Source organism: Paenibacillus sp. FSL K6-2859 (genome assembly GCF_038008265.1).
In the GTDB taxonomy this organism is placed as follows: domain Bacteria; phylum Bacillota; class Bacilli; order Paenibacillales; family Paenibacillaceae; genus Paenibacillus_AQ; species Paenibacillus_AQ nitricinens.
The window spans coordinates 1,548,575-1,570,360 of the sequence record NZ_JBBOYU010000001.1; the positions used below are offsets into that span (position 1 = coordinate 1,548,575).

The 21,786-nt window shown below is 38.0% G+C and carries 15 protein-coding genes and 1 pseudogene; 13 read left to right on the forward strand and 3 right to left on the reverse strand.

Features of this window, described 5'->3' with window-relative positions; genetic code table 11:
- The first annotated feature begins 48 nt into the window (after positions 1 to 48).
- The 10 genes and pseudogenes from MHB64_RS06915 (at position 49) to MHB64_RS06960 (ending at position 14,605) form a co-directional block, all read left to right on the forward strand.
- Entirely contained in the window at positions 49 to 930 is an 882-nt protein-coding gene (locus MHB64_RS06915; protein ID WP_094871190.1) for a carbohydrate ABC transporter permease, read from the forward strand.
- The gene (locus MHB64_RS06920; RefSeq protein WP_094871188.1) at positions 927 to 1,832 is read left to right on the forward strand and encodes a carbohydrate ABC transporter permease; all 906 of its coding nucleotides are present in this window, start codon (positions 927 to 929) and stop codon (positions 1,830 to 1,832) included. The genes MHB64_RS06915 and MHB64_RS06920 overlap by 4 nt, the downstream gene beginning before the upstream one ends.
- Before the next feature lie 128 nt (positions 1,833 to 1,960).
- The gene (locus MHB64_RS06925; RefSeq protein ID WP_341134012.1) at positions 1,961 to 6,310 is read left to right on the forward strand and encodes a glycoside hydrolase family 3 C-terminal domain-containing protein; all 4,350 of its coding nucleotides are present in this window, start codon (positions 1,961 to 1,963) and stop codon (positions 6,308 to 6,310) included.
- A gap of 229 nt (positions 6,311 to 6,539) precedes the next feature.
- Positions 6,540 to 6,791: pseudogene (locus MHB64_RS06930) on the forward strand (RNA polymerase subunit sigma-70); the annotation flags it as partial.
- 45 nt (positions 6,792 to 6,836) lie between these two features.
- Positions 6,837 to 8,180 (forward strand): deoxyguanosinetriphosphate triphosphohydrolase family protein, encoded by a 1,344-nt coding sequence (locus tag MHB64_RS06935; RefSeq protein WP_341134013.1) that lies wholly within the window; start codon positions 6,837 to 6,839, stop codon positions 8,178 to 8,180.
- A gap of 431 nt (positions 8,181 to 8,611) precedes the next feature.
- Positions 8,612 to 9,556, forward strand: coding sequence for a hypothetical protein (locus MHB64_RS06940; protein WP_341134014.1), 945 nt, complete (start codon positions 8,612 to 8,614; stop codon positions 9,554 to 9,556).
- A gap of 2 nt (positions 9,557 to 9,558) precedes the next feature.
- Positions 9,559 to 10,032 carry a hypothetical protein gene (locus MHB64_RS06945; protein WP_341134015.1) on the forward strand — a complete coding sequence of 158 codons (474 nt, stop codon included), beginning with the start codon at positions 9,559 to 9,561 and terminating at the stop codon, positions 10,030 to 10,032.
- A 1-nt stretch (position 10,033) separates the two neighbouring features.
- The gene (locus MHB64_RS06950; RefSeq protein WP_341134016.1) at positions 10,034 to 12,046 is read left to right on the forward strand and encodes a hypothetical protein; all 2,013 of its coding nucleotides are present in this window, start codon (positions 10,034 to 10,036) and stop codon (positions 12,044 to 12,046) included.
- 684 nt (positions 12,047 to 12,730) lie between these two features.
- Entirely contained in the window at positions 12,731 to 13,480 is a 750-nt protein-coding gene (locus MHB64_RS06955; RefSeq protein WP_341134017.1) for a hypothetical protein, read from the forward strand.
- Positions 13,481 to 13,594: 114 nt separating this feature from the next.
- On the forward strand, positions 13,595 to 14,605 hold the full coding sequence (locus MHB64_RS06960) for a hypothetical protein (protein WP_341134018.1): 1,011 nt from the start codon (positions 13,595 to 13,597) through the stop codon (positions 14,603 to 14,605).
- Positions 14,606 to 14,750: 145 nt separating this feature from the next.
- Here MHB64_RS06960 and MHB64_RS33855 read toward each other — a convergent pair whose 3' ends face one another.
- The 3 genes from MHB64_RS33855 to MHB64_RS06970 form a co-directional block, all read right to left on the reverse strand.
- Positions 14,751 to 15,371 carry a tyrosine-type recombinase/integrase gene (locus MHB64_RS33855; RefSeq protein WP_445671601.1) on the reverse strand — a complete coding sequence of 207 codons (621 nt, stop codon included), beginning with the start codon at positions 15,369 to 15,371 and terminating at the stop codon, positions 14,751 to 14,753.
- 338 nt (positions 15,372 to 15,709) lie between these two features.
- Positions 15,710 to 16,774, reverse strand: a complete 1,065-nt coding sequence (locus MHB64_RS06965) for a tyrosine-type recombinase/integrase (protein ID WP_341134019.1) — start codon at positions 16,772 to 16,774, stop codon at positions 15,710 to 15,712.
- A 1-nt stretch (position 16,775) separates the two neighbouring features.
- Positions 16,776 to 17,909 (reverse strand): tyrosine-type recombinase/integrase, encoded by a 1,134-nt coding sequence (locus tag MHB64_RS06970; protein WP_341134020.1) that lies wholly within the window; start codon positions 17,907 to 17,909, stop codon positions 16,776 to 16,778.
- Positions 17,910 to 19,104: 1,195 nt separating this feature from the next.
- Between MHB64_RS06970 and MHB64_RS06975 the strand changes: the two genes are divergently transcribed.
- The 3 genes from MHB64_RS06975 (at position 19,105) to MHB64_RS06985 (ending at position 21,773) form a co-directional block, all read left to right on the forward strand.
- Positions 19,105 to 19,590: a hypothetical protein gene (locus tag MHB64_RS06975; RefSeq protein ID WP_341134021.1), complete on the forward strand. Its 486-nt coding sequence runs from the start codon at positions 19,105 to 19,107 to the stop codon at positions 19,588 to 19,590.
- A gap of 71 nt (positions 19,591 to 19,661) precedes the next feature.
- Positions 19,662 to 19,787 carry a hypothetical protein gene (locus MHB64_RS06980; RefSeq protein ID WP_341134022.1) on the forward strand — a complete coding sequence of 42 codons (126 nt, stop codon included), beginning with the start codon at positions 19,662 to 19,664 and terminating at the stop codon, positions 19,785 to 19,787.
- Between the two features lie 315 nt (positions 19,788 to 20,102).
- The gene (locus MHB64_RS06985; protein ID WP_341134023.1) at positions 20,103 to 21,773 is read left to right on the forward strand and encodes a recombinase family protein; all 1,671 of its coding nucleotides are present in this window, start codon (positions 20,103 to 20,105) and stop codon (positions 21,771 to 21,773) included.
- The last annotated feature ends 13 nt before the right edge of the window (positions 21,774 to 21,786 follow it).

Consider the following 21,786-nt stretch of genomic DNA (forward strand, 5'->3'; position numbering starts at 1 on the left):
AAATAGCTAAGCTGGCGGTACGGTTTTGGATAGGAGGATAAGACAGAGATGAAATCGACTGTAATGAAAAAAACGATGTATTTTTTCGCGTTGCCGGCGCTAATCTTTTATTTAACATTCTGGATCTTTCCGATCACTAAGCTGTTTCAATACAGCATCACTGACTTTAACGGGTACGCCCAAACCTTTAATTATATCGGCTTTGATAACTACAAAGACTTGTTTAGCGGAGGTACACTGGGTAATTCGATCAAGAATACTCTCATTTATACGGTTGTCAGCGTAGTGGGGGGCAATCTAATCGGGCTTGGACTGGCGCTGCTGCTGAACATGAAGATTCGAGGCAAGGGCTTTTACCGCTCCATCTCCTACATTCCGACTCTATTCAGTGCGATTGTGGTCGGCTTCATCTGGAGTTATGTTTATATGCCGGACAGCGGGATGATTGCAACGTTCTTGACCAAGCTCGGGATTGCGAATGATAATTTGAATTTTCTCGGCAGCTATTCTACGGCGCTGTATTCTATTATTTTCGTAGAAATCTGGAAGAACGTCGGAACAACGATGATTATCTTTCTGGCAGGTCTTCAGACTGTTCCGAGTGAATTGCTCGAGGCTGGTAGAATTGATGGCTGTAGCGCCTGGAAGCTATTACGATTTGTGAAGCTCCCACTGCTCGCCACATCCATTACGATTAATACAACGCTAAGTTTAATTAATGGCCTGAAAGCCTTCGATTTCCCGTTTATTATGACCAATGGAGGTCCTGGAACTTCTACTAACACCCTGATTTATTCAATTTACAAAATGGCGTTTACGGAGCAAATGTTCGGCAAGGCCTCGGCGCTCGGGATTATTTCGTTTATGCTGATTATCGCTATTACAGCGATTTCCGTCCTGATGATGAATAGAAAAGAGGTGTCAGCATGAGCAATGGAACAGCAGCAGGCAACCTCCAGCAGCAGCATAAGCCTATCCGGAACGTGCGGAAGCCTGTTACAACCGGGTTAATTCTCAAAAAAATACTTGTTCAGCTCATCGTTATCGTAATTATGGTACTGAATCTGATTCCCCTTGTGATTGTGCTGTCCACCTCACTGAGATCACCAGACAACAACACAAACCCGCTTGATTTGTTCAATGAGATATCATTTACGAGCTACCGGACAGCCTTCGAACGGATGCATTTTGGTTCCGCCCTACTAAATAGTGTCGTGCTGACAGCGATATCTGTTCTTCTAGTTGTGATCTTCGCGGCTATGGCTTCCTATCCGATGGCACGAATCAGAAGCAAATGGAGTCAGTTTCTGTATCTGTTCTTCCTTGCCGGACTAGTCGTACCCGGACAGATGGTTCTGATTCCAATCGTGCAAATGATCAACAGTTTGGGTATTCCAAGCACGCAGTATACGCCGATCTTGATGTTCGTTACCTGCAGCCTGCCATTTTCAACGTTTCTATACACCGGATTTATTCGTAGCGGCGTCCCGGAGGAAGTAGAAGAAGCGGCACATATTGATGGTGCGGGACTTTTACGTCGATTCTGGACAGTGGTGTTTCCGCTGCTGATTCCAGTTACGGTTTCGGTCATCATCACGCAGGGCATCTGGATTTGGAATGACTATTTTTTCAATATGACGTTTATTTCCAAGTCCTCGCAGTCACCCCTGCCGCTAGCCATGCTTGGCTTTATGGGTGACCAGCAGAATCCAACCCAGTGGAACGTCCTATTCGCAGCTTGTATGCTGTGTGCGCTTCCGCTACTGATTGCCTTTTCGTTTCTGCAGAAGTATTTCGTAGGCGGACTTACGGTGGGTTCCGTGAAAGGCTAATCTTCAGAAACTGCATCATGTGATATCTCATCGACGACTCTTTAAATCTCTGAAGAGGACATCAGCAGCTAGACTGTCATCAGTTACATGGGAGAGACTTGTCCAAAAAAATAAAAAGGAGCAATCACATGAGCAGTGGAATGAAAATGATTTCTCTCAAAAAAATAGCAGTGGTCAGCCTGATTTTGGCGCTTATCGCCTCCATGATATCAACGGTATCACCGAACCAAGCGAGTGCGGCTGATCATGAACCGATTGAGTTTGCTAGAGGCGCTTCCAACATGCCGATCTTTGACGGGGTGCCGAGTCATCTGGACGCATTTGTGGATATAATTTTAGCAGAGATGAGCATTGAGGATTTGGCGTATTACGCGGATCAAAAGAGTGCTGGCACAGCCCGTACAATCGCGGCAGGTTATACATTGCCGGGAACGGCAGCCGGTGGAGTGGATCGTGTTATGGGTGTAAGCACAGATATGCCGTCCATGCTAGCTTTGGGGCAAAGCTGGAATAAGGATCTAGTCAGCCAAGTGGGAACGGTCATGGGGAACGAGCGGCGGGGAGAAGTCACTCTGGCCAATCCCAATACCTTAATGTTCTCTGCGGTATCTGATTTACGGACGAACCCACTTAGCGGCAGATTTGAAGAGGGTTACGCGGAGGACCCTGTCCTTGCCGGTACGATGATCAATTATATGGCTAAGGGGATTACCGGTTACGGGGAGGCTGGTAATGAGGATGGCTTCTGGTTAAAAGCTCAGTTGGGGACGAAGCATTATACAAACTATCTCGCGCAATGGTTCAGAGCGAGCGGTCAATTTTATGCAAGTGCTCGGGCGCTTAACGAATACCAAATGAAAAGCTTCCTATATCCATTACAAGCCGGTGTGGTCCAAAGTATTATGACTACTTATGGTCGAACCAATGGAGTTCCTAACCATATCTCACCGAATATTATCCGTGCGTCAAATTCAAATCCGTATAGTATGCTGCCGGTAGGTGATTTTATAGCCGCCGATCGCGCGATGACCGCAGGTTTCAACAATGGTTATCAGAACTATACGGATGCTGATGGTGCGGCAGCACTTTTGCTGCTTAGCGGGAATCATGCGAACACGACAAGCTCCACCCGCACGAACATTCTGAGTGCTGTAAACAATGGGACTTTCGGTGTGACGCGTGTGGAGCTGGAGAACAGTGTCCGCGGTCAAATCGAGATGTGGGTGCGTACCGGATACTTTAATGAGAAAAACCCGGATGGTTCTCCAAAAAGTTATCCTTTCTCGGATTTAGCCAGCGATCGCAATCCGCAAAACTATTCGTTGAGCGAAAGCCAGAATGTTGCGCTTGACGCTTCGCGGGAAGGCATCGTTCTGCTGAAGAATGACAACAAATTGCTGCCGTTGTCCAAATCCAGCAATGTAGCTGTTACAGGGCTTTTAGCAGATACCCGGTTTAAAGCAACTTACTCCGTATCAAAAACACCGGTATTGCCTGGGGCTGGGCTGTCCCCGCTTGGAGCTATTCGAGAAACGATTGGTAGTGACCAAGTCACCTTTGGTACAGGAGCTCCCGTAATAGCATTCGATTCTGTCTCAAATCATCAAACGGTTACGGCTTCCACCTATACGAACGGAGCTCAGCTTTCTGCGAATTACATCGCGCCAGATATGACAACCGTAACAGATAGTGTCTATCCCTATAACGCCGCGGGAAAAGCCTATACGGCATCCCAAGCCTTTGAGGCTTACGCATGGGGCCAAGGCGGTTACAGTTACTTGTCAATTGCAAATGGAAAATGGCTGAAGGATGTAACGAGCGGCAGCAGTCGTACAGTCCAAAACAGCGATGCCACCAAGCTTAATCTTGTGGAAAATCCATTCTCTAATGTAGCAGACGCCAGTACGCTTCCGGGTCGCTTCCGTCATGAAGCCAATAGCGACGGGACCGTTTCCTTACTCTCGGGCACTTATTCGGAGAGCTTCGGAGGCGGGTTTGAAACCGCCTACTATACTGCTGGCCGTTTGGTTACCGTAAATGAATCGGATGGTCTTGATCTATCGTCGACGACGCTGACCAATCAAGCAGGCGCCGCGGCACGAACTGACAATCAGAAGTTTCAAGAGATTGTCTTGAAGGAAGCGGGCGCAGATGCAAGCGCTTGGGCCTCCGGCAACGATTACGCCGTAGTTGTCGTCGGTGCACCGGCCAGACATAGCGCAGGCGAAGGCGCCGACAGATCGGATCTTAACCTGGGGGAAGATCAGTATAAGATTGTGTCTCAAGTGGCGCAGGCTTTTCCGAAAAAGACAGTTGTTATTGTTAAATCGAATGCGCCGGTGAATATGGAAGCCATCCAAAACAATGAGAATGTAGCTGCCATTATGTATCAGCCATATGCTGGTCAATACGACAGCAAGGCACTTGCGGATGTACTGTTCGGTGATTATGCACCTACTGGTCGATTGTCTTCGACATGGTATGCCAGCATGGAAGCTTTGCCGGTTCTTGATCATTATTCATTGCCCGAAGGGGTAGCAGCTCCGGTGACTTTGGGGGAACTCGACCCGCGGTTTACAGTGGACATGACAAACGGTGATCCGCTTGATAGTAAGCTAACCTACATGTATACGGATGCCCAAGTAACGTATCCATTCGGTTACGGGTTGGGATACAGCAGCTTCGAATTTTCGAACTTAAGCGTGCCGTCTAATGTTAGCGGCAAGGAACCTTTTGCCATCAACCTAGATGTGGAGAATGCGGGAGCCGTTAATACTTCTGAGGTAGTTCAGCTGTACATCAAAAACAATACCTCCAAGTACGGTGATCATACACCTAAGAAACAGCTGGTTTCCTATGAAAAAGTGTACATTCCGGCCGGAGAGACAAAGACTGTTCAGCTTACAGTGAACCCATCTGATTTCGCCGTGTGGGATGTCAACCGTAATGAGTATGTGAATGAAACAGGAAGCTACACTCTGATGGTAGGCAAATCGTCTAGTGACCTTCCTATATCCGCAGCGCTCTCTTACAATAATGAGAGTATTGCGAAGCTTGATGCGGTCAATGCGCCTGTTAACATTTTTGATCATGCCTTTGCATCTAAAGATGTAGTTTATCGAGAGGTCTCCAAGCTTCGTACAGCAGAAGGGCTTAAGGCAAAAGAAGCCGAGAACGGATATTATGCCGTCATGTCTAAGAACAGCAACTCCTGGGTAGCACTTAATCAAGTTCGTTTATCCGGTGTAACTGGTATTACCTTACGTGGGGCTTCCACGAATGCAAGCTCAGTAGTTGAGGTTAGAGCAGATTCTCCAACGGGAACCCGTTTGGCGGTCGTTACATTTGACGCGACTGCGCCAGCAGTTCGTGAGGTGCCAGGCAGCACCTTTAAAGTGACCGAGTTGGATTATACCGATGTAACGGGGGAGTTGTTGACGACACTCTCCGGTACGCATGATTTATATCTAGTCTTTAAAAATCCGGATATCCGAGTGGATAGCATCCATTTGAGCGGCGTCGCACCTGGTAGTGTTGTTCCGACAGCACTGGCTGGGAACCAGCAAGCTACAATAAGCTGGCCAGCTACCACCAATGCTGAAAGCTATAGTGTGTACATTAAGGAAGGGGAAGTTTACACACCAGTTACCGAGCATATTACTTGGAAGGATAACGGTCTTGGTGTGGTCATTATGAATTTGGACAATGGCCAATCCTACACGTTCGCCATATCAGCAAATAATCTATTAGGTGAAGGGGTTAAATCGGACATATCGGTTACACCGACAAACGGTAGTAGTGGTGGCAGCGACAGCGGGACGACGAATCCGGGCACTCCTGCAACACCAACACCAACGCCTACTAGCAGTGCATCCGCATCGGAGATACCAACCTCTGGAAATACACAACCGGGAACATCGGAACATTCGCCAACATCTTTCAGGGATATCCCTAGCGGATATGACTGGGCAAGGCAGGCCATCGACAAGCTTGCGGCGGATGGCATTATTAAAGGTACTGGCGATGGTATGTTCTCACCGGGAGCAAAGATCAAGCGGGCGGACTTTATTGTGATGGTAGTCCGAGCCTTCAAGCTCAGTTCGGATAAAACAGATCAGTTCGTTGACGTCAATCCGAGCGTTTATTATGCGGAGGCGTTGTCCATCGCCAAAGCTCTCGGGATTGCTAAGGGTGATGCGGACGGAAACTTCAATCCGAATGCCGAAATCAGCAGGCAGGATATGATGGTGCTGATCGCTAGGGTACTGAAAGCAGCAGGGAATCTTCCCAAAGAAGGTTCAATGGCTGACCTGAAAGGATTCAGAGATGCTTCTAAGGTATCAAGCTATGCGGTAAGCAGCATTGCGTCACTGGTTAAGGCAGGGTTCGTTAAAGGTGACGGAATGAATTTGAACCCGGGTGGGACAGCGAGCCGGGCTGAAGCAGCGGTGATAATCTATAATACCTACACAAAATGATCTAACGGATGTAGATGGATAAGGGTGGTAAACAAAGACCTGCGGGAGGTTCATCTTCCGGAGGTCTGTTGCTACTTGATTTAAAAAACAGAAAATATAAATTTCCGTGTTTGTACAATTTCCCCCGTACATGCACTTCTAGGCATTTACCCACATACAATAAGATGACCATGAACCCGTAAGGCTAACAGATCGGTTTCATTGTACAAGTGCGGGAGGTGTCGCCAAGTTGCCTGGATTCTTAAGTACGATCGCGTTGCTAATCAAAGAACTGACGTTGCTGGTATCCTACGTAAGGAACAACGCATTTCCACAGCCGCTCTCGGAGCAGGAGGAAAGCAAATACTTAGGCATGATGGCTGAAGGGGATGCTAAAGCCCGGAATTTGCTTATCGAGCACAATTTGAGACTTGTCGCCCATATAGTAAAGAGGTTGTGGACACGATATGATGTCAAAGAGAGTGATACAAATGATTCCATTCGTGATATATTTATCCTAAATCACTATTATTAACGGAGGAATCAAATGAGTATTCACGAACTGAGACGTACACGTCTTATACCCGATGTTGTTGTTGCTGGTTCAACAACTGAGCGACCAAGCGATTCGAGAACAGAATTTTCACGTGATTACGCTCGTCTAATTCATTCACCCGCATTCAGACGCCTTCAAGGAAAATCACAAGTTTTTGGCGCTGGTAGTGGTGATTACTTTAGAACAAGGTTAACGCATTCTTTGGAAGTTGCCCAAATTGCGCGACATGCTGCTTCTGTATTAGCCGAGAAATATGATTTATATGAAGATAAGGTATCAAATCCAGGATTTGTTATTGATCCTGAAGTTGTTGAATGCGCTGCACTAGCCCACGATATTGGCCATCCACCATTTGGTCATAAAGGTGAACAGGTTCTTAACGAAGCATTAATTGGAATCGCTGGGGACAAGCCACCGTTACATTTTGAAGGTAACGCCCAGAACTTCCGAATATTAATGTTTTTAGAAAAACGAAAAAAGGAAGATGGTTTAAATTTGTCCTCAGCCGTCTTATTGGGGATTAATAAATACCCTTTTGAAGGAAGTCAGAAAAAGTTAAAAGGACTGTATGATTCTGAGTGGTCACACATTAATGAGTTGAGAAGGAAATGGGACATACCGAACAATAAGAAAACACTTGAAGCGCAATTAATGGATTTATGTGATGATATAGCATACTCAACACACGATATCGAAGATGGTATTAAATCAAAAAAAATCGACTTTACCAATATTCGTGGCGCCGATTTGTATGCAGAAAAGGTTGTAAAGGAATTTATTGTTGAGTACCCCGAAGATCATCCCATTTGGGATGGTAGAAGCATTGAAGATCGGGTTAACGAAGTAATTAGACGTCATATTGAAAAATGGACAGGGATTCTAAAGGATTATAATTATGATGAATCACGTGCTAGAAGAGAATTAAAGGCAGAGCAGGTGAATTATTTTGTCAACAACATTGGAGTAATTGATCAAGACAATTGGAAAAAAGTCACTTTTGTTCATAGGAATAGCAATAATGAAAACAATGAGATTATTAGGGAAGTGTTAATTTTGAAAAAATTAGCATGGGTAACGATGATTAATGATCTCAGAGTGCAGAGGCTCCAGAAAAGAAGTGAAAAAATAATACGTGGGTTATGGGAATCTTTTTATAATGATAAGGAAGGAAAGATAATCCCAAAAGACTGGATGCTTAAATTTGAAGAAGGAACAGACTGGAGTTGGGAAAGATTCATTTTGGATTACGTCTCTGGTATGACCGATTCATTTGCTGAAAAAATATATGGCGAGTTATTCAGTATTAACACTAGGTCAATATATGATTTAGATTAAAAATCTAATTTAATAGAACTAAGTAAAAAGCTATTGCTAAAGCAATAGCTTTTTACTTAAAAACATCTTACTTAATAGATTTGTCAGTGCATTAGAACTAGATAAATTTATATGCTCTTTATTATAGGTATATATTACTATTAATGATATCTTTTAATTTTGGAAGAGACTGGTCTTTTAATGAAGATTTATAAATTAAACCACCTTATTGTAATAAAAAGAGGGTACACCAACGTACCTTTAGCACTAGTATAGAGTTATGGACATCTCTTTAATTGATATAAATCAACAATTATGATTGTAAGGCTTCATCATTTGAAAATGAAACATATGTTTGGAAGGTTTTGGGACAATTGGGGTAGAAATTGTAGAATGATATAGACTAATGGACTTATTCTACTAATTTCGTTTTTAAGACAGAGGAGATTCAGATGATAAAAACTCGATTTGGTCAATATAATGGAGATAGCTGGGAAGAAACATGTCAGCTTTTTCTTAAGAAAAAATATCATTCGCAGGATTATCAAGAAATGGTTGCACATAGTCAAGGGGACTTGGGAATTGAAGGTTTTACAAGGACTGGGCTAGTATTTCAATGTTATTGCCCTGATGAAGAGTATGAAAGCAAAAAGTTGTACGAACTACAACGAGATAAAATTACAACAGATTTAGGAAAGTTGTCAAAAAACAAAAAAGAATTAATTAAATATTTTGGAGATGTGAAAATAAAAAAATGGATTTTTTTAACCCCAATTTATAGAAATAAGGAGTTGATATCTCATTGCCAACAAAAGGCAATTGAATTCAAAAAAATTTCTGAAATGAAGGACCTTCTGGATGATGAGTTTGATGTTTTAGTGCAAGACGAAGGTTTTTTTGTTGAGGAAATGTTATATGTAAAGGCTGTATTAGAAGAAAAAATAGATATTAATGTTGCAACACCAACTGTAGAAGAAGTGATTGACTGGAAGCAATGTGAAGCAGAATCTGTTCAAATATTGTTTAGAAAGATTTCAAAACTATTTCATGGGAATAGTAATGCAGAAGTGTATACCAATAAGTATGTTGATATTATAATAAGAAATTTTATAAAAGGGCAGAATGTTTTTGATGAATTGAGAGACAATCACCCCGCTTTATTAGAAAAATTAGTGCGAATCAAAAGTGGAATTGAGTCACATATTGAGCAAGAATTACTTCTTACGACTCTTCAACCTAAAGAATTTATTCAAGGAATACAATCAAAATACAAATCGGCTTTGGAGAGCGAGGCTTTTGGTAGAATGATTTCATATGTTCTTCAGGAAGATGTTGTAAAAGAAGCTGAGGCAGATTGGTTAGTGAGATGCCCACTTGATTTTATTGAAGGAGTATGAATATGGAATTACCTTATGAGAATGCAGAGAAGATAACCTTTACGCGGAGAAAGATACCCGTTTCTCCAGAATATAGACCATTAACAAAAATAGCACAAATTGTATTAGTTCTCTCAATAGCATCTTGGGGGAAAAGTGCCAACCTGTTGAAATTTCAATTATTGAACTGGGTATTTAAGTCAACTGAAAGAGATTTAATATTGTTAGCTATAATTCAAGATCCTTTAATTACTCCTCCAATTATTAGTATGGATCCTAGTGTTAACAGAGCGTTACAATTTGCCGTTGCTGATAGATTAATCTCTTTTAGTGAATCTACGGGGAAGTTTACATTGCTACCAAAAGGGGAAGAATTTGCAGAAGCTATAAAAAAAGAAAAGGAGATTTTTATTTCAGAAAAGGCAATTTTAAAGAGAATTGGATTTAAAGTTAATGATAAAGTTATTTCTACTTTATTTAAGGAGAGGTTAGTTTAGCATGTCACAATTGACCATTAATGCACTAAAAATAAATATTGTTACGAATAAAGGGGTATTTGGAACATTTTCGAATTTTGTCAAAGGTCTTAATGTAGTGAGAGCAAAAAATTCTACGGGTAAAAGCTCATACATAAATTCCATACTATATGCTCTTGGTGTCGAAGAATTATTAGGTGGAACAAATGGGAAGACGATGAAACCTGTACTACGTGAAGAGTTAACATATCAGAATAATTCTTATAGGGTAATAGAATCAAACGTCGAACTCCAAATTTCTAATGCCAATAATGATAGCATTACAATCAGAAGATGGATTACAAGTGCCACTAGAGAGGAAAGATTAATTGAGGTGGAGTTCGGTCCCTCTTTAACTGAAGGTAAAAAATTCAAAAAACAAGATTTCTATGTTCATCTCTCTGGATCAGCCCAAAATGAAGCTGGTTTTCATTCTTTTTTAGTAGAATATTTAGGTTGGGAACTGCCTTTTGTCCCTTCTTTTGAGGGAAAAGAACGATTACTGTACATACAAACCTTGTTCCCTTTATTTTTTATTGAACAGATTAAAGGATGGAGTTCTTTTTATGCACAGACAAATACAAATTATGGGATTAGAGAGCTCTCTACTCGTGCAATCGAGTTTATTCTTGGTCTTGATGTATTAAGTAATAGTAAGTTGAAGGAGAGACTAAGAATTGAAAAAGCGCTTATTACTCAAGAGTGGTCTAATCTTGTAACATTAATCAAAGAAAAAGCAGATGCAGTTGCAGCAACTGTAGTAGGGTTATCTGATAAACCTGATCTTTTATCAAATTATGAGATTTTTGTTTATGATAAAAATCAAAACTTAATTAGCTTGAGAGAAAAAATATCTGAAAGCGTCTTAGAGTATAATCAAAGATCAAATGTTGTTAGAAGCATAAAAGATATTGAAAAAGAACATGAAGCTAAGATAAATGAAGTAGAAGATAAAGTACTAGCTCTGCAGAGCGAAGCTAATTCAATTAGACAAGATATTTATGCAAGTACTATTAACCAAAGTACTCTGGAAGAAAACTTAGTTCAATTGCAGCAAGATTTAAAAAGTAATCAGGATGCAAAAAAACTACTTGATCTTGGATCTGATAAGAATTTATATGTTGCAAAAGGTATATGTCCAACATGTAATCAAAAAATACATGAGACATTACTGCCACAAGACATAGAATTTCAGCCTATGACACTTGAAGAAAATATTAAATATATAAAAGACCAACTTGCTACATTGAAATTTGCTATTAGTCAATCAAAGGGGGGAACAAACGAAAAAAACAAAAGATATAGGGCTGTTTCGGAAGCATTAGAAGAAGAGCGAAGAAGAGTAAGGGGGTTAAAGTTAGAATTAAGAGAAGATCCACGTATGTTATCAAACTTAGATATTGAAGAAACTTTGAATTTAAAGTGGAAAATAAAAGAACTGGAAGAGACGGAGAATAGTTTTGAGGAAATATTAAAGAAGCTTGAAACTCTAAAGCAACAGTGGCAGCAACATTTAATAGAAACCACAAAAATACCAGAAGAATTCTTCTCTAAACTAGATAAAACAAAGTTAGAAGCACTTCAAAAGAAATTTCGTTATTATTTAGAACAATTCGGATATAGTAGTACTCTTTTAGAAGATATAACAATTTCACTTGATAAATTCACTCCTGTAGTACGTGGTTTTGATATTAGATTTGATTCATCAGCGAGCGACTATATTAGATTAAGATGGGCGTTTGCACTTGTGTTGAATTTTATATCAAATCAATATGGGGGAAATCATCCTAAGCTAATTATTATGGATGAGCCTGGCCAACAACAGATGAATATAAATAGTACTGGGAAATTATTTGAATTATTATCTGGTTTAGAAGGACAGAGCATAATAGCATCTTCTTTAACACTAAAAGAAATTGAGGGTGTTACAGTAGGAGTGCCTGTTAATGTAATCGACTTAGGTGATGATTACATCATGAAACCATTATTAAGCTAAATTAAGTGACAATTACATAATTGATAGAACCGGAAAGTATATCGTAATTTTATTTTTTTTTGAGTTTTGAAAACCCTTAGTCTTTTGACGGTGTATGTGAATTGCTAAAATAAATTAGATGAAACTTAACAAATGTTAATTCTATTTCTAAATTGAAAATCCCCGCTCTAATCCTAAAATAGTTTTAAATAAATAATTAAGTTCTCATAAGCCACTTGGAATCGCTTATAGTGGCTTATGATTTTTAAAGTTATTAATGATAGCCATACAGCTCTTCTCAATGCTTCAATATTCTATACAATTCATCATTTTCTTTATTTTTCATACGTGATTTCTAATTGCATGACTATGAATATAATTTTTCGCTATTTGTTAATCACTATGGCATAGCACAGAGATATCGATACTATTTCCAACAGATATGTTGCGAACGATATACCGTGTGTTATTTCTATTTGTTTCTGGTATCTTGGTTAAAGTTAGATTTTCTTTGAAAAGTTTCGCTTTCGTGAAGTAGCTCATCATGACGAAAGTATAGATTTTGAAATTGAAATTAATCAATCTATTCCAGTTAAAAGTTGGATTATTGTAGTGAAATCAAATGTTGACGTTTGAAATTAATAATATTAAGAATATTTAATTTTATTGAAAAATCTTTAGGAATTAAGAGGAGTAAACGGCAATATGAAAATCATTGGAATTGATTTATCTGTTATTATAATTGCTTTGATGACAGCTTATATAGGCTATCAATTTAATCATCGTGCTAAAAAAAGGGAAGTTTTTCTGAAGGAACTGAGGCATAGTTATAATGAAGTCTATTTTCCAATGTTTGAGCTACTAAGTGTTATCATTGAAACGGAAGACAAAAACCATAAAATGGTATTGATTGATTCTTTTATGCAGGATTTTTCTGGAATTAATTCGAATATTCGTTTTATTGGTTCTTCATTTATACTGGAATACTTCTATGAACTAAGAAAGGCCTTTTTTACTTACAAGAATGAAACTAATAGGACAAACGAACATGAGTTGTTGGAAAAGGTACAGGGACTTTATTTAAGTATTGAGGATGAATATTGGAATGCCCATGACATTATCTATGAAGATCATTGTCAGTTTGTGAGTGACACATTTAATAATCCTTTTTTTGTTATTTTCTCGAATATATTTAGAATTTTTTATCACTTATTTGTATTTTTATTTTGGATTAGTTCGGTAATTCTTTATTTTACAATCGCTCACCTTATTATCCCATTTGAGTGGGTTCCTGATTGGTGGAATATTGGTATCGCATTTTTGTTAGTGATATTAGCAACGATGTTATTAGCTATCATGATGATGTTTAAAGAAATGATGATGAAGAAAAATAGAAGAGAGAGCAAAGTTATGAAGAGTATGAAGAAGAAAATAAAAAAGATATTTAGTAGATAGTTTGATAATTGTGAAAAACAAAAATATTGATTATGTATAAATGTTATATAGGAGTCAACAGTCTTAACATGTTGAGACTCTGTAGTGCTTCAAAATCAAATAGGAGGTGAAATTATGGAAAAACTATTATATTATCCTGGTTTTGAAATTGAGGATGAACGATGGTTAAAGTTTGCTCTCCTGTATCTGGAGGAGATCAACACAATTGTTCCTTTAGATGGGGATAATTATATTAGCGAAGTTTATAAGAGATTGGAAAGAGAAACAGGGTTGCTTAGGAGATATCGTCCAGCGTATTTGGAATGTGAAAAGAGCAGTGAAGAAACGATTATTATATTGGAAAAATTCTTGCAAAATCCTATAAGAAACTTTGATATATTAGGTAATCTTAATGTATTGGAATTCTGGAGAGATGAACGAAACCATAACTATGAATTATACTTCTCAAAGTTTTCTTATGATTTCGAGAGATATTGTCTTGATAATGGTTTTGCTCATCGTTCAGAACATGGAGTAAGTCTTCCACATCAAATTGCTTTAATATACATGTCTGTACTTGCTTATAATATAGGAACTCATAATAATATCTGTGTAATCACAGATGTTCAAGAACAAAGAAGATTATCGTTACTTAATCAAAATACGTGGAGCTATAATAAAAGATTCAATGAAATTAAAGCTGTTAAAAAAACATTGGAGCTAAACTTACCAAGAAACATTGATGATATAAGTATAGAGGAAATCACAAAACTAAGAAATAAGGGAGGCTATCAATCTAAGTTAAAAGCATTCAGGCAAGCAGTAACTAGATTAAATGATTTGAGTGGTGGAAGAATGTCGGAAAGCAACTATATTGATATTATTAATCAAATTGAAGAAACAAAGAGTGGACTTACTTCTGAGATAGTTGATATTAGTGTTACGGTTACTCAGGTTGGACTAGGGATATTTTTGGCGCTAGGCCCAGAAATGAATAACTATGAGTTGATAAAAGAAATAGCTGGTGTTGGAATGACAATAACAGGATCAAAGAACCTAATTAAAACAATTCATGGTGATGAAAGAAGAGCTAATCAATATTTAACACAAATAAGACGATTTCCAAAGAAACGTAATTTATTCTGATTAAATAGATCCACTATATTTGCCGATTTTTGTGGATCATAAATAATCTAAGGATAGTTGAACCTATTACGCAGCAATCTACTGAGTAATGGTCATTTCAATAGACATTAGATTAAATCAAGTATTACAACAGCTAAAGGGCACTTTATTTTCGAGATCGAAACTTTCGATAAAATTCTTCATGCTCTTTTATTCGTATGTGTGCATTCCTCGTGTAATGTGGCTGCGTATAATTTAGAGTGGTTTGAAGTTTCTGGTGGCCTAGAAGCTCCATTAAGGTTAATAAATCCATACCTTCATCTCGCATATGAGTCGCGAAGGAGTGCCGGAGACTATGAATTCTCAAATCAGGTAAATTGGCCAGAAGGAGATATTTTTTAAAGAGATTACTTGCTACCTGCCTAGTAATAGGGATATTTTTGGCCACTCCGGGGAAAAGACATTCATTATCTTTTAATTCGATTATAGACTGGTACTTACGTAGTAAGGCTCCAAAACCCTTGCGAAGGACTATAACCCGTTGGATTTTATTTTTTGTTTTGAGAAGTGTGATCATCTCATCCTCAAAATTTATATCAGAAACTTTCAATTCTGTTATTTCAGATATTCTACAACCTGTAGATAAAAGTAATGAGAACAAGAGAGTATCACGGATCATATTGTCGCTATGGGAAATTAAACTATGTAAAAACCTTAGCAATTCATGCCTGCTGAGTATGCGTATTGGCTTAGCAGCTGGGTTATAATCGTTGAGTTTGAAACTCATTTGACACTATATTAGGAAAATTACGGTTGTTTGTTAAAAACCTAAAAAAACTTTTTATTGCAAGGGTGGACGACTCTAAAATAGAAAAGCCATTCTTTACTTGGTTCATAAGATAGTGGTCAATGATCGCCGCATCTATTGGTTTGTATGCGATAATTCTGTCACCATTCTTTAGCTGATAAACCCTATCAAGGTTCACTTCATTAGGATTGCAGTGAAGTTGCTCCGCAAGAAAATCGCAAAAATGATAGAGACATCTTAGATATCTATTGAATCTATCTTTAGAAAGTCTACTTATCTTTTTGTAGTTATTAATTTCCTTACTAAAATTGATCATGCTAATTCTCCCCAATCCCCATAATTTGGGCAACTAGCTTTTCAAGCGGGAATGGATACTTATTTACTGCATTTTTCAAATCGATGGGACGGCGCTTTGTATAGATTCTTGTAGTTTCAATATTATTGTGGCCTAAAATTTCTTGGAGATCGTAGATTGCCATACCTGCTGATAATGAATTATACGCAAATGTATGTCGTAAACTGTGCACAGTATACGCTCCTTTAATGTCGAGATTTTCATATATACCAGTCACCATTCGTTGAATATTACGAATCATGATGGGTTCGCGATTCTCATAACATCTTTTTGAAAAGAGATAAGATTCATCACTTATGTTCCAATGATAGACTCCGGTTCTCGCTAGAAAGTCTAAAATGACTTTTTTTACTTGTGGATACATGGGGATGTAACGCTGTTTGTTTCCTTTCCCTTTTCGTATGAAAATAAGGTCCTCATGAATTTGAAAGTCACAAATCCTCAGGTTCGCAACTTCACTCACTCGACATCCAGTACCGAGCATAAAATAGATTAAAGCAAAATTCAAAAATGGCCAGTTAGTTTGTTTGGCTTGATTCAAAATTTGAGGTATAAGCTCATCGGGGAGATATCTAGGTAGAATTTCGCCCCTGAATTTTTCGATCTTAAAGCGTAAATCCTCACTCACGTACCTTCGTGTATGAGCAAAATCCATCACGTTTTTTATGATCGATTGGTAGGTGTTGAAGGTTCTAGCTGTTAATTTCTCTTCTTTCCTAGGCTTACAAGTATCAGTGAATTCGAAAAAAAGCTCCTCCGTTAAATCTACCATTTTAAACTCGGACTCTTTAAGTAATAAGAATCTAGCAAATTTTCTAAGGACTGTGATGTAATACTTTATAGTGAGTTCTGATTTTATTCGGTTCATCCTTAAGGTTCTTATATATTCCTCAATAACAAAAAGTATGGTTTTTTCGTCTCGAATAGCTTTCTTACCTTCAACAAGCACCAGGAAATCGTGGATATCTATTTTGTAGAGTTCACATATTTCTTCAGGAGTTATATTAACTTGGTATTCAAAGTCCATGTTACACCTCGTTCATTCGATTTAAAGGATTACGGGGGAGGGAGTTAGCCAGCAAACGTTGCACACTTCTATGTATATACCATTCTGTTGAACGACGATGTTTGTGTCCCATTGCTTCAGATACTTGATCAAAATCATTAAGATTATCAAGAGCATTAGTTGCGTAGGTATGCCGGAGTGACTTTGCACTAAAACGTATCGTGCCAAAACTAATCTTATTACTATGATTAAACATTGAGCTTATCATCTGTGATGTTATAGGAGACCTTGTTCGACGAGTAACAAAAAGATTATTGTGTTCTACTGGATATAAAAAACGGGTAAAATGAAGATACTCATGAATCATATCCGTCAGATCCTTACTCATTTTTAGGGTTCTTGTTTTAGATTTAACTGAATGGAGAGTAATAAGTCTTTCGGTTAACCTCAGGTCATCTAGATGAATATTAGCTACTTCAATCGGACGGCAACCAAGTTCCATGATGAGCAATACAATGCACATGTTCCTGATTTTTGAATTTGAACTGCTTTTTTCTATCGATTCAAGCAGAACATGTACTTCCTCAAGATTTACAAATTCGTTTGATCTATTGGCTTGGGCACGCAGTGACTGCGGGATGATGTAGCGAATGTAATTTACTTTAAGAGTAGATAACATATCCAAAAATAATTTCATTGAAAAAAGCATTCTGTTCAAGGTGCTTTTTTTAATTTGGTCTAGATGCATCCGTTCGATTAAGTGTTCTTCATAGGAAACAACCATCGATTTAGTGAATTTTTTGCAATCAAGTATCGAATGTAGAGGGGCTACACCAAAAAATTGCCGTTGAACAAAACCTATAAACTTACCGACATGATAGATATGATGCTTCAGTGATGTTTGTGAGTATTTTTGAGCATAGTGATTTTTAAATGTAAGAATTAGCTGAGGAAATTCAGAGCTACCACGGACATGAACTCTCTTTTTATTACGCGTTACAATATGTCTTTCAATATCCAGTAATAATTTATTCGTAAACACAGGCTCAGCACCAGAGCGTTCGATAATAGTCTTCAGCGTAGTGTAATTAACTTTCTTCTTTCCTAGATCAGTTTCTGTGAAGTGTTGAGTATGTTGTATCATTTTAGGTATCATCAATAATCCCCCCTCAAAATCTATTATTCTAGTATTTATTGATTTATATACTTAGTTCGTATAAAATTGGATGTACAACGAACTACACTAATTTTCCTTGTTACTAATGTTTTAACAGGGACGGAGAAGTTGCTCAGGCAACGATAAATAAATGGAAAAACAGCGTAAGGATCAGTTCGGAAAGATTAGGATTTCTTTGCTTACTCGTTTTTCCTTTATTATCCATCTGTGACGTAAAATTTCTCTTTTACGTAAAACACTTTATTTTGGTAAAGTTTTTTATGCTGTTTTAATGGAGTACGAAGCTTAGTTCAATTGAACTAAGCTTTTTTATGTGGACTTTGCTGGGATATCTTTGATAAACATGTGAAATATCTAGAAAGGATGTGTGGTGAATAGATATTTCAAGCGTACATAACCCAAGCTTCTTAGCTAGAAATATTGCAAATGAAAATGTGTATTCTATCTTACTTCTGATTGAAACCGGAGAAGATCTTGGAATTAATAAGTATTATAAGATAGTGATGGAATCTATTGAGAGATTTTAAACAGAGAAAGAATGGATTGAATATCATAGGTAATTAAAGTGTATTTCATTAATCATCACTCTCTCGAATTCGAAAATTGATCAAATCATAATCAAATCTGTAGAAAAACCTAGGGATGGAGGTGGGGGTATCGATAACAGATATTTACAGATTTATAGGTTGCTAATAATTTTGTATGCTTTAAACCGCGTGTTCCCCTTTTTTAAACATTTTTCAGATCGGATTCGAGGCTACGAGTATTGATAATGCATGCACTTTGTAATTGATTACGTATTATTTACGTTAAATACTCGAACTGCTCATTTGTATTTTTGAGAATACAAATGAGCATCATCACCTTATCAGCTTATACACTTTACTTGGTGATAGCATGGGAATGAGTAGTTTAACCGAAGAGTCTTCTTATTTAAATAGGATGTTAGAGGCCGGAAAAAATGTAGGCAGAGGAAAAATGACCGATAAGTATTACCAAGAAAACTTCCTTAATAAGGGGCAGTTTGTTTGTAATCCGTTGTTAAGATTATCGGCAGATGATTATCATAGGTTTTTAGCGAGGTTGTCTTTAAAGATACGACGTGAATTTCTACTCAAATCCACCGGTATGACATATAGAGAAGTTGCAAAAATTATTGCCAATTCAAAAGTTCATGGGATCGGGTTCTTTCAATACAAAAATTTCGCAGAAACTCATAGCTCAATTAGCGATACTTTTTCGTGTCCCTCCTGAATGGTTAATGGAAGAAAGAATAACGGATAATGAATGGGTAACGTATCACTTTCATCATTTAGGTCTTGAAAAGAAGAAGTTGATTTCTTTTTTAGAAATCTTGAATAATGTGAAAGATACGGAGGTCTGGATACGAAATTTTATTCTTAAGGGAGTTAATCCTGATAACTCTCTATTTCTCAGAGTTGAATGTAGGAATGGGAATTTCCTTGTGGAGATCTTTAATCAGTTAGGAGTTATAAGGGAATATAACGAGTTGTTAGCAGCATTAAATAGCAAGTTTGACTGTGTTTTTGGAGATGTACTTACTGCCATTCCTAGTCAAAGGAATGCAGCGATTATATGTATAGCAAACCACCAAATGGATTTTAATACACCCATTGATTTTAGAAAATTGGATTTTTGAAAATACAAATGAAAAGCGGTAGCTATTTCTGTGAAACCTTCTGATAACTTTATTATCAGGAGGTTTTTATTTTGTCTAGAGTAGATCAGAAAAACAGAGATAAGGCATTAGAGATTATTAAGCAATGGATGAAAGATGAAGAAGAACGGATTAAAACGATTGAAGTTACGAAAAGTAAAGAAAAAAATGAACAATAATCGTCTAGGAATAAACAAATTAGAAACAAGTAAGAATGCATTGAGAGTAACTCAAGCAGCGAATGCTAAGGAGAAAGTCATCGATTATATCTTAAAAAAATTATCAAATAACCGACTAATTGCAGTCGGTTTATTTTTAATTCAATTGGATACAATAGAACATAAGAACATATGTTCCTATAACGAGCATTTGTTAAATGACTCTCGTGAAAACCAAAGGTTTTCATACTGCAAATAAGCTGTAAATAGTCAGTCCTTTTTAAACTGTAGGGAAGTTGTAAAGAGAAAAAAATGTTATTAGATAGGAGGGATTCTTTGTATACTGCGATTTACGCTCGTGTATCGACTGGTATGCAGGTGGTTGAAGGCCATAGCTTAGAAAGCCAGGTAGAGCTCTGCATGGAAAAAGCAAAGGAGCTTAGCGTTCTTGAACATTCTGTAAAGGTCTTTAGGGAAGAGGGGGCTAGTGGTGAAGATATTGAACGACCAGCAATGAATGAGCTACGTGAATTAATTAGTGCAGGACAGGTTAGAGAAATCATAATTACCCATCCGGATCGTCTCTCACGTGATCTGACTGATAAGTTGTTCTTGTGCCGGGAGTTTGAGTCACGTGATGTTCATCTGATCTTTGTTGATACGGAGTATCAAAGTACTCCTGAAGGACAACTTTTCTTTAATTTGATGAGTGTTATTGCTCAATATGAGCTTTCTCTAATTAAGAAGAGGACTGTTCGAGGAAGGCTGAAGGCCGTAGAAAAGGACAAAAAGATCATGCCTATGCGCGTTGCCCCCTTCGGATATGATTGGGTTGAGGGGCAACTTATTGTGAATCAGATGGAGGCAGAGCATGTAAGACAGGTATATCACTGGTATCTGAATGAAAATATGACAATCCGAAAAATTGGGAACAGGCTTTTCAAAATGGGTGTCCGCCCAAAACGTTCCGTCAGTGGAAACTGGGGAGGAAGTTCAATAAGTCGGATGCTTAGTTCGGAAATATATATCGGCAAGTATTATTACAATCGTAGAAAAGTGAAGAAACTCAAGGGACAAAAGAGTAAATTTGGGAATCCAAAAAAAACATACACAATACGAGAAAAAAACGACTGGATTATGGTTGAAATTGAACCGATTATAACCAAGGAGTTATATGAACAAGCGCGCCAACGGCGTATAAAGAATTTTACTCGTTCGGGGAATGTACATTTTAATTACTTGTTGAGATCACTTATTCGTTGTGGTCATTGTGGTCGTAAATGGGGAGGGACTACATACACGGGGCGAAAGGATAAGAAGACAGGTAAAAGAGTTAAATACACTTGCTACCGATGCCTTAATCTTTTTCCTAGAGTATATGGAATATCCCAACCTTACCCTTCACGCAGTATTCGAGCAGAGGTGTTAGAAGAGTTTATTTGGGATATGGTTATGGAGGCATTGTCTAATCCAGAAGACTATATGCAGAGATTAGAGGGGCAAGTAGAAGAAGTCATTAATGAATTACTTTTTACTGCTGGTATGATCCAAAGCCAGATCGTCGAAAAGAGAAAAGAAATGGATAAGTTAAAAATCATGTTCCGACGGGATGTAATTACGGAAGATGAGCTAGCAACTGATTCCCATAAATTAATTCGTGAGATAAACGAATTGCAGTCACAATTGGTGTTTTATGAGGGGCAGGTCAAAACGCACAGAGAACAACATTACTCTCATGAGGAGAATCTGAAGATAGTCGAGCAGATAAACGATTTTATAAGTAGTAAAGGAGCAGAACTGGTATTTGAGGATAAACGGTTTATCATTGAAACACTCATCGATGAAATTGTTCTCAAAGCAGAAGATGGAGGATTTAACATTAGTGTAGTCGGAAGCCTAAGTGAGCTTACAGGAGGTCAAAGTGGAGGAAGTGAGAAAGATATTCCACTGACGTTGAATAAGAAACTTTTTTTACCATCTCGACGTAAGGGCAATACTAATGGTTGATGCTACTCATTTA